We start from the raw sequence: 9585 nt of genomic DNA on the forward strand, positions 1-9585 counted from the left end.
CCGGTGCCCGCCCCCACAAGCACCCCCGGGGCGGCCCGCGCCGGCTGACCGGGCCCGACCCCAACCCGCGGCGGCTCCCGCCACCTCCCGCGACGCCCGGCCGCACCCCCGACGACCGACGGCACCCCGCGACTTGACACAAGATGTGCCAAGTCGGCGTTCTAAGGCGCACTTACTGTCAAGTGGACGAGACACGGCCCGCTCGAGGGACGCGGGAGGCTGCGGGAGGCCGCGACTTGACACAAGATCCGCCAAGTCGGCGTTCTTAGGCGCACTTAGTGTCAGGTGGACGAAACACGGCCCGCTCGAGGGACGCGGGAGGCTGCGGGAGGCCGCGACTTGACACAAGATCTGCCAAGTCGGCGTTCTTAGGCGCACTTAGTGTCAAGTGGACGAGACACGGGCCGCGCGAGGCCGCGAGGCGCCAAGGGCCATGCGCGGGCCGTGTGAGGCTGGTGACCTGCCACAAGATGTGCCAAGTCGGGAGTTCTTGGGCGCAACTTCCGTTGCGTGGGTGGACAACGCCAGCCCTCCCGGCCACCACCGCCGAACACGGCTCGGATGCGACGTGGGGTGGCGAGCGGGGCGGGAGCGCGGCGCGAGCGCGGCGCCCGCGCCTACGACTCCCGGACCGGCCGCGCGGAGGCCGCCGGGCAGCCGAGCACGTGGTCGTTCACGACTCCCACCGCCTCGAGGTAGGCGTAGACGATGGTCGAGCCCACGAAGGTGAAGCCGCGCTTCTTGAGGTCTTTGCTCAACCGGTCCGACAGCTCGCTCGTGGCCACGAGATCGCCCGTGGTGCGCGGACCGTTGACGATCGGCTCGCCACCCACCCACCCCCACAGGTAGTCGGCGAAGCTGCCGAACTCCTCCTGCACCCGCTGGAACGCCAGCGCGTTCTTCCGCGCCCCGAAGATCTTGAGCCGGTTGCGGATGATGCCCGGCTCGTCCATGAGGGCTGTGAGCTCCTCGTCCGTCATCGTCGCGACATCCGGAACCGAGAAGCCCTTGAAGGCGGCCCGGTAGCCGGAGCGCCGGCCGAGGATCGTCGACCACGACAACCCCGCCTGCGCACCCTCGAGGATGAGCATCTCGAACAGGTACGGGTCGTCGCGCCGCGGCACGCCCCATTCCTCGTCGTGGTACGCCCGCATGGAGGGGGTGCCCGTGGCCCAGCTGCAGGTTCCGTCGTCGGTCATGCACCGAGTGTGGCACCCACCACCGACGCGAAGACGGCGAGACCGGGAAGCTGTGCATAACTCCCGAGCGTGCACAGCCCGAACGTGCACAGACTGGGGGCATGAGAGTCACCGACACGAGCGACCTGTGGTGGAAGACCGCGGTGGTCTACTGCCTCGACGTGGAGACCTACCTCGACTGGAACGGCGACGGCGTCGGCGACTTCGCCGGCCTCGCGCACCGCCTCGACTACCTCGAGGAGCTCGGCGTCACCTGCCTCTGGCTGATGCCCTTCTACCCGACCCCGGATCGCGACGACGGCTACGACATCATGGACTTCTACGGCGTCGACGAGAGGCTCGGTCACCTCGGCGACCTCGTCGAGGTCATCCGGATCGCGAAGGACCGCGGCATGCGCGTGATCGCCGACCTGGTGATCAACCACACGAGCGACCGGCATCCGTGGTTCAAGGAGTCGCGGAAGAGCCGCGACAACCCCTACCGCGACTACTACGTCTGGCGCGACGAGCCGGTGGCGGGCGAGGGCGAGCCCGTCTTCCCCGACCAGGAGACGAGCAACTGGGAGCTCGACGAGAAGACGGGGCAGTACTACCAGCACGTCTTCTACAAGCACCAGCCCGACCTCAACATCACGAACCCCGTGGTGCGCGACGAGATCGCGAAGATCATGGGCTTCTGGCTGCAGCTCGGCCTCTCGGGCTTCCGGGTCGATGCGGTGCCGTTCCTGCTCGACGGCAGCGGCGTGGTCGACGGCGCGGAGCTCCTGCCCGACCCGCACGCCTACCTGCGCTCGCTCCGCAGCTTCCTCGGGCGGCGGAGCGGCGACGGCGTGCTGCTCGGCGAGGTCAACCTGCCGCGGGACGAGCAGGAGCTCTACTTCGGCGGCGAGGAGGGCGACGAGCTCACGATGCAGTTCGACTTCATCGCCATGCAGAACCTCTACCTCTCGCTCGCCCGCCACGACGCCCAGCCGCTCGTGGAGGCGCTGCTCTCGAGGCCGAAGGGCTCGCCCGACTCGCAGTGGGCCAACTTCGTGCGGAACCACGACGAGCTCACCCTCGACAAGCTGAGCGACTCCGAGCGCGAGGAGGTCTTCGCCGCCTTCGGCCCCGAGGAGCGCATGCAGGTCTACGGCCGCGGTCTCGTGCGTCGGCTGCCCCCGATGCTCGAGGGCGACCCGCGCCGCATCCGCATGGTCTACAGCCTGCTGTTCTCGCTGCCGGGCACCCCCGTGCTCTTCTACGGCGAGGAGATCGGCATGGGCGAGAACCTCGAGGCCGACGGGCGGCTGGCGGTGCGCACCCCGATGCAGTGGACCTCGGGCGCGACCGGCGGCTTCTCCACGGCCCGCCCCTCGAAGCTCCGCAACGCCGTCGTGCCGGGCGGCTACGGCCCCGGCCACGTCAACGTGCAGAGCCAGCGCCGTGACCCCGACTCGCTCTACTCCTTCATGCGCCGGCTCGTGCAGCACTACCGCGCCTCGCCCGAGTTCGGCTGGGGCGCGTTCGAGGTGCTGCCCCAGCCCGACCCGGCGGTCTTCGCCCACAGCCTCCGCTGGGACGGCCGCACGGTCGTGGCGCTGCACAACTTCGCTCCGCACCCGCTCGAGGCCCCGCTCTCGCTCGGCGAGGCGGCGGGCGGATGGCGGCTCGAGCGCATGCTCGGCGGCGAGAGCCTGCAGCTCGACGAGGCCGGCAAGGCGTCGGTCGCGCTCGACGGCTACGGGTTCGAGTGGCTGCGGCTCGTCTCGCCGGAGGATCCGCTGCAGTACTGACGGGCAGCATGGCGGATGCGCCGCGTGGCGTTCGTGCCCGGGTAGGGATTGCTCAGCCCGGGAGGCTACGCGGGTCGGCCACAGTGGGCCCGTGCGGCGACGGCGGATGGTGGGCCTGGCGGGCCTGGTGGGGGCGCTGCTGGCGACCGCGCAGCCCGCAGGCTGCCAGGCACAGCCACCAGCACCCACCGAGGAGGAGCTGCGGAGCCATCGTGCCTGGTGGGCAGTCGAGTCGGCCACGAGGGTCTGCATGGCCGAGGCCGGCGTCGAGGGGTACGGCGTCACACCGCCCTGGGGCGCCGGCGAGGGCCCGCACACGGCCGAGGAGTGGCTCGACGGCCGCGAACCCGAGCACCGCGAGCACGACGCCGAGGTGCTCCTCGGCCCCCGCGACGCCCACGGCCGCGCCGACACCTACGGCCTCGGCGACGACGAGCTGTGGCGCGCCACCGGGTGCCTCGGCCGCGCCTTCCACGAGGCCGGCACCGACTGAAGACAGCAGCAGGCGCAGCACGCGCAGCACCCCCGCCTTGCCCCCCACGAAAGAACCGCCGTTCTTCTCGCCCGACGACCCCCGCCACCGGCCCACCCACCTGCCAGACTCGATCCGTGCCCGCCCACGACCGCATCACCCTCCGCTTCCTCGCCTCCCCCCAGGACACGGCCACCGGTGGCAGCACCGTCGCCGCCGGCCGGGTGCTCGAGTGGATCGACAAGGCCGGCTACGCCTGCGCGGTCGGCTGGAGCGCGAGCTACTGCGTCACCGCCTACGTCGGCAACGTGCACTTCACCCGGCCCATCGCATCCGGTGACATGATCGAGGCGCACGCGCGCATCATCCAGACCGGCCGCACGAGCATGCAGGTGCTCGTCACGGTGCAGGCGGCCGATGTGCGCAGCCGCGAGTTCACCCCCGCCACGCACTGCATCCTCGTGTTCGTGGCGGTCGACGCCGAGGGCTCCCCGCACGCGGTCGAGCAGTGGCGGCCCGAGACGCCGGGCGACCGGATGCTCAACGAGCGCGCCGTGGAGCGGCTGGCTCCGCGCCGCGCCATCCGCGACGCCATGCAGGCGCAGGTCTACTCCGCCGAGGGCAGCACGCCGCGCACGGTCTTCCGCTTCCTCGCGGCACCGGCCGACGCCAACTACGGCGGCAACGCGCACGGCGGCACGGTGCTGCGCTGGATCGACGAGACCGCCTTCGCGTGCGCCGCGAGCCACAGCTCGGAGAACGCGATCGCGGTCTACTCGGGCGGCATCCACTTCTACCGGCCCATCCGCATCGGTCACATCGTGGAGGTCGAGGCGCGCCTCATCCACACCGGCGAGCGCAGCATGCACATCGCCATCCACGTGCGCTCCGGATCCCCGCTCGCCCCCGGCGCGCTCGAGCTCACGACCCAGTGCATGAGCATCTTCGTCGACCCGGAGGAGGGCCGCGCGAAGCGCGTGCCGCCGCTCCCGCTCCTCACCGAGGAGGACCGCAGGCTCGACGCCCACGCCGAGGAGCTCATCCGGATGCGCGCCGAGCTCGAGGCCATCCCGCTGGGCTGAGCGGCCCACCGCATCCGGGCCCCGGATGGCGCGCTCATAGCTTCGCTCGATAGGGTCGAGGTCGCTACGCCGGGCACTCGCCCGGCACCACCACGAGGAGTATCACCGGCATGAGCCCCGCGCAGCCCGACAAGAGCATGTACGAAGGCCTCTCGAAGAAGGACCGCCAGGCTCTGAACCGCGAGCTCGCCCGCATCCAGCGCGAGGAGGACCGCAAGCGCAAGAAGCGCAACCGCATCCTCTTCCGCACCGTCGTGGTCGTGGCGATCGTGGCCGTGGTCGGCGGCGTCGGCTTCGGCATCTACAACGGCGTGCGCTCGAGCTTCACCGGCCCCGCGAACATGCTGAGCGACGGCATCCTCTTCACCGGCAGCGGCGAGACCGTGACGGCCACCACCACGGCCGCCATCCAGCCCGGCGCCGAGCCCGTGGCCTCCGACCTCGCCACCGACACCGTGCTGCGGCTCACCGAGTACGTCGACTACGCCAGCGACGACGTGGCCACCTTCGAGACCACCAACGGCGCCTCACTGCAGTCGTTCGTGACCGCGGGCTACGCGAGCCTCGAGCTGCACCCCGTGGCCCTCGAGGGCGGCGCCGACAGCTACTCGGCACGCGCCGCGAACACGATCGCCTGCGTGGCGAACGGGGTCCCGGATGCGACGCTCGTCATCCACAACGCGCTCATCGCCGCGCAGCCCGACCTCCCTGAAGGCGGCCTCAGCAACGACGAGCTCGTGACGCTCGTGACGGATGCCGGGCTCGACGACGAGCAGATCGCCTCCTGCATCCGGGGCAACGAGTTCTCCGACTGGGTGACGGATGCGACGGCCCGCGCCGAGAAGTCGATCCCGAACTCGGATGTCACCGAGCTCACCGCGGTGCCGCTCCTCGTGGTGTCGGGCACCGCCTACACCGGGCCGCTGGACGACGCGGAGGCGCTGAACACCTTCATCACCGAGACGTTCACGGCGGTCTCCGAGGCCGGAGCCGCCGAGGGCACCGAGGAGGGTGCCACCGACGAGGGCACGACCCCCGGTGATGCGCCTGCGACCCCGCCGGCCACCACCGCGCCGCCCACGCCGAACCCCACGGCACCCGCCCAGTAACACGGTGCGCCGACACGGCGCGAGGTTGACTAGGTAAGCCTTACCTAACTAGGATCAGGGGGTTCGCGGCTCGTCCGCGGGCCCCCTCTCCCATCAGTTCGGAACCTCGATGCCGTCACGCCCCTCACGTCTCCGCGCGGGCCTCGCGCTGATCCTCGCAACCGCCACCGTCGTGGCGCTCGGCGCCTGCACCGCCACCGCCTCCTCCACCGAGACGGCGGGATCCTGCCGCTCGAGCGACGTGCCGCTCGCGAGCCTCGAGCTGACGGCCGACCCCAAGAACCACGTCGGTGAGTCGACCGCCTGCCTCGAGGACACGGGCATCGAGCCGGTCACCGACGCCGGGGTCGACGCCACCCCCGCCCTGCCGGCCACCGTGGTCGACAACCAGGGCACCGAGGTCACGGTCACCGACACGAGCCGCATCCTGGCACTCGACATCTACGGCACGCTCGCCGCCACCGTGTTCGGCCTCGGGCTCGGCGACAGCGTCGTGGGCCGCGACACCTCCACGAGCTTCGCGGGCGCCGAGGAGCTGCCGCTCGTCACGCAGAACGGGCACGAGCTGAACGGCGAGGCCATGCTCGAGCTCGCTCCGAGCGTGATCATCACCGACTCCTCGATCGGCCCGTGGGACGTCGTGCTGCAGATGCGCGAGGCCGGCATCCCCGTGATCGTGGTGACCCCCGACCGCAACCTCGAGAACTTCGGCGAGATCGCCGGCATGGTGGCCGCGGGCCTCGGCGTTCCGGCGGCCGGCGAGGCGCTCGTCGAGCGGGTCGACGCCGCCATCGACGAGGAGATCGCGACGATCGCCTCGGTGACCCCCGAGGATCCGGCCGACCGGCCGCGCATCCTCTTCCTCTACGTGCGCGGCAACGCCGGCGTGTACTACATCTTCGGCGACGAGTCGGGCGCCGACACCCTGATCGAGGCGCTCGGCGGCATCGACGTGGCCGGCGAGATCGGCTGGAAGGGCATGCGCCCGATGACGGCCGAGGCGCTCGTGAAGGCGCAGCCCGACCTCATCCTCATGATGACGAAGGGCCTCGAGTCGGTCGACGGCGTCGACGGGCTGCTCGAGCGCATCCCGGCCGTGGCCGAGACACCGGCGGGCCAGAACCGCCGCATCGTCGACATGAGCGACTACGAGATCCTGAGCTTCGGCCCGCGCACCCCCGGCGTGCTCGATGCGCTGGCGCGCGCCATCTACGCTCCGGATGCCTCGGGCTCGGCCTCCAAGGCAGGGGCCGAGTGACGTCGACCAAGGCGGGCCGTGCCGCCGCCACCCGCCCCGGCTCCGACTCCGACTCCGCCTCCGGCTCCTGGGACGGGTTCGGTCTCGGGCCAGGGCACGGTCTCCAGCCGGGTCTCGAGGCGAGCGTCGATCCGCTGCCCCAGCGCGGCGGACCGGGCCGGAAGGCCATCCTCTTCGTCTCACTCGCCGTCGCCCTCGTGGCGATCTCGCTCGTGGCGGCGGGCACGGGCCAGCTCGGCGTCGCCCCCGCGGAGGTGCTCGGCTCGATCCTGCACAAGGTGGGCATCACCTGGTTCCCGCTGCCCGAGCATCCGAACGGCGACAGCGCGCTCTGGACCATCCGCTTCCCGCGCGTGGCCATGGCGATCCTCGTGGGCGCCGCCCTCGCCGCCGCCGGCATGGTGATGCAGGCCATCTTCGGCAACCCGCTCGCCGAGCCCGGCGTGGTCGGCGTGAGCTCGGGAGCCGCCCTCGGCGCCTCGGCCGCGATCGTGTTCGGCGCCACGTTCCTCGGCGACTGGTCGATCGCGGCGAGCGCCTTCGTGGCCGGCCTCGCCGCCACCCTGCTCGTCTACGGCGTCTCGCGCGCCAACGGCAAGACCGAGGTCGTGACGCTCGTGCTCGTCGGCATCGCGGTCAACGCGTTCGCGGGAGCGGGCCTGGCGCTGTTCATGTTCCTGGCCGACACGCAGTCGCGCGAGGCGATCGTGTTCTGGCAGCTCGGCAGCCTCAACGGATCGCGCTGGCCCGACGTGTTCGTGGTCTTCCCGGTGGTGGTCGTGGGGCTCATCGTGGCGTTCGCGCTCTCGCGCCGCTACGACCTGCTCTCGCTCGGCGAGAAGCCCGCGAGGCACCTCGGCGTGAACGTGGAGCTGCTGCGGATCGTCTCGATCGTGGTCGTGGCGCTGCTCGTGGCCGCCGCCGTGGCGTTCTGCGGCATCATCGCGTTCGTCGGCCTCGTCATCCCGCACCTCATGCGCATGATCATCGGGCCGAAGCACCTGCCGCTCCTGATCGCCTCGACCCTCGGCGGATCGGTGTTGCTCGTGGCCGCCGACCTCGTGGCCCGCACGGCGGTGCCGATGGCCGACCTGCCGATCGGCATGCTCACCTCGCTCATCGGCGGGCCGTTCTTCTTCTGGCTGCTCCGCCGCACGCGCAAGAAGGCGGGGGGCTGGGGATGAGCGCTCCCTCAGCGGTCGCCGCTCTCCGTGTGACGGGTGCCGGAGTCACGATCGACGGCACGCGCATCCTGCAGGACGTCTCGTTCGAGGCCTCTCCCGGCGAGGTCGTGGCGCTCATCGGGCCGAACGGCGCCGGCAAGTCGACACTGCTCTCGGTGGTCACGGGCGACCAGGCCGTGACCGAGGGCACGGTCGAGATCGACGGCCGCGCGCTCGGCGCCTGGAGCCTCAAGGAGCTCGGCCGCCGCCGCGCGGTGCTGCTGCAGCAGAACGGCGTGTTCTTCCCGTTCACCGTGCGCGAGGTCGTCGAGATGGGCCGCGCCCCCTGGCGGCGCACGCCGCGCGAGGCCGACGACGAGGCCGTGGTGGCGGAGTCGATCGCGCTCACCGAGATGCAGCGCTTCCGCGAGCGCCCCCTGCCCTCGCTCTCGGGCGGTGAGCGCGCCCGCGCGTCGCTCGCGCGCATCCTGGCCCAGCAGACCGGCATCCTGCTGCTCGACGAGCCCACCGCCGCCCTCGACCTCCGTCACCAGGAGGACGTGCTGCGGATCGCGCGCGACCGCGCCCGCGCGGGCGACTGCGTGGTGGTGGTGCTGCACGACCTCAGCCTCGCGGCCGCCTACGCCGACCGCATCGTGCTCATCGCCGGAGGTCGCGTGGTGGCCGACGGCTCCCCCGACGACGTGCTCACCGCGCCGCTCCTGAGCGAGGTCTACGAGCTGCCCGTGGAGGTGATGCGGCACCCCGTCACCGGGACCGCGCTCGTGCTGCCGCTCCGGCACGAGGCCCCCGCCACCCTGATCCCCGCCGATTCTCTCGAGGAGACGACATGACCGCCCGTGCCCACGCTTCGAACGATCTCCGAGGCCTCCGCTCGTTCGCCGCGGGTCTCGCCCTGGCCGCCGCCGCGCTCACGGCGGCCCTCGGCGGCGCGGCGGCTCCGGCGCACGCGGCCGGATCGGTCGACATCACCGTGAAGGACCGCCCCGACCTCGTGGGCGTGGCCGACCCGAACTACCTCACCGAGGTCACCGCGACGGGCACGGGCTTCCAGTCGATCCCCAACGGCTTCGGCGGCATCTACGTGTTCTTCGGCTGGGTCGACGGCGGATCGTGGGCCCCCAGCCAGGGCGGATCGACCGGCACCGACTACCGCTACGTCTACGACGACGAGGCGAACCCCGTGGGGTACCAGCTGTTCGTGAGCTTCCCGGGCTCCTCCACCGAGTACGCCGCGAACGGCGGCGAGGTGAACGCCGACGGCACCTGGTCGGCGACCATGCGGATCCCCGGCTCGAGCTTCGAGTCGTACGACCGCGACGGCAACGTCACCACCGTGGACTGCCTGCAGGTGACGTGCGGCATCATCACGATCGGCGCCCACGGCGTGGTGAACCCGAGCAACGAGAGCTTCACGCCGATCTCGTTCCGCGACCTGTACTCGGACGACGCGGCCGCCGCTGCCGCCGCCGAGGCCGCCGCCGCGGCGGCTGCGGCCGCACCCCC

Annotated in this window: 8 protein-coding genes and 1 pseudogene; 8 read left to right on the forward strand and 1 reads right to left on the reverse strand. The window is 71.7% G+C overall.

All coding sequences use genetic code 11. From position 1 onward, the window contains the following. Window positions 1-617: 617 nt before the first annotated feature. On the reverse strand, window positions 618-1199 hold the full coding sequence (locus tag Q0D57_RS18055) for a DNA-3-methyladenine glycosylase I (RefSeq protein WP_291046686.1): 582 nt from the start codon (window positions 1197-1199) through the stop codon (window positions 618-620). Window positions 1200-1300: 101 nt separating this feature from the next. Between Q0D57_RS18055 and Q0D57_RS18060 the strand changes: the two genes are divergently transcribed. The 8 genes and pseudogenes from Q0D57_RS18060 to Q0D57_RS18095 all read left to right on the forward strand — a co-directional run. Next, window positions 1301-2974, forward strand: coding sequence for an alpha-amylase family protein (locus Q0D57_RS18060; protein WP_291046688.1), 1674 nt, complete (start codon window positions 1301-1303; stop codon window positions 2972-2974). 91 nt (window positions 2975-3065) lie between these two features. Continuing rightward, on the forward strand, window positions 3066-3467 hold the full coding sequence (locus Q0D57_RS18065) for a hypothetical protein (RefSeq protein ID WP_291046691.1): 402 nt from the start codon (window positions 3066-3068) through the stop codon (window positions 3465-3467). A gap of 116 nt (window positions 3468-3583) precedes the next feature. Next, window positions 3584-4528, forward strand: coding sequence for a hotdog domain-containing protein (locus Q0D57_RS18070; RefSeq protein WP_291046692.1), 945 nt, complete (start codon window positions 3584-3586; stop codon window positions 4526-4528). Window positions 4529-4638: 110 nt separating this feature from the next. Beyond that, complete coding sequence (locus Q0D57_RS18075) at window positions 4639-5637, forward strand: thioredoxin domain-containing protein (protein WP_291046694.1); 999 nt, start codon at window positions 4639-4641, stop codon at window positions 5635-5637. A gap of 109 nt (window positions 5638-5746) precedes the next feature. After that, a complete protein-coding gene (locus Q0D57_RS18080) occupies window positions 5747-6895 on the forward strand; it encodes an ABC transporter substrate-binding protein (protein ID WP_291046696.1) in 1149 nt (382 codons plus the stop codon). A gap of 167 nt (window positions 6896-7062) precedes the next feature. After that, window positions 7063-8079 (forward strand): iron ABC transporter permease, encoded by a 1017-nt coding sequence (locus Q0D57_RS18085; RefSeq protein ID WP_291046702.1) that lies wholly within the window; start codon window positions 7063-7065, stop codon window positions 8077-8079. After that, window positions 8076-8912 (forward strand): heme ABC transporter ATP-binding protein, encoded by an 837-nt coding sequence (locus tag Q0D57_RS18090; RefSeq protein WP_291046698.1) that lies wholly within the window; start codon window positions 8076-8078, stop codon window positions 8910-8912. Before Q0D57_RS18085 ends, Q0D57_RS18090 begins: the two co-directional genes overlap by 4 nt. Next, a pseudogene (locus Q0D57_RS18095) lies at window positions 8909-9585 on the forward strand (hypothetical protein); the annotation flags it as partial. The gene Q0D57_RS18090 and the pseudogene Q0D57_RS18095, both read left to right, overlap by 4 nt.

Source organism: Herbiconiux sp. (assembly GCF_023264895.1).
Lineage (GTDB): Bacteria > Actinomycetota > Actinomycetes > Actinomycetales > Microbacteriaceae > Herbiconiux.

Coding starts and splice junctions, on each gene's coding strand:
- Q0D57_RS18080 (WP_291046696.1), top strand. CDS start 5,747: ATGCCGTCACGCCCCTCACGTCTCCGCGCGGGCCTCGCGCTGATCCTC.
- Q0D57_RS18060 (WP_291046688.1), top strand. CDS start 1,301: ATGAGAGTCACCGACACGAGCGACCTGTGGTGGAAGACCGCGGTGGTC.
- Q0D57_RS18055 (WP_291046686.1), bottom strand. CDS start 1,199: ATGACCGACGACGGAACCTGCAGCTGGGCCACGGGCACCCCCTCCATG.
- Q0D57_RS18090 (WP_291046698.1), top strand. CDS start 8,076: ATGAGCGCTCCCTCAGCGGTCGCCGCTCTCCGTGTGACGGGTGCCGGA.
- Q0D57_RS18075 (WP_291046694.1), top strand. CDS start 4,639: ATGAGCCCCGCGCAGCCCGACAAGAGCATGTACGAAGGCCTCTCGAAG.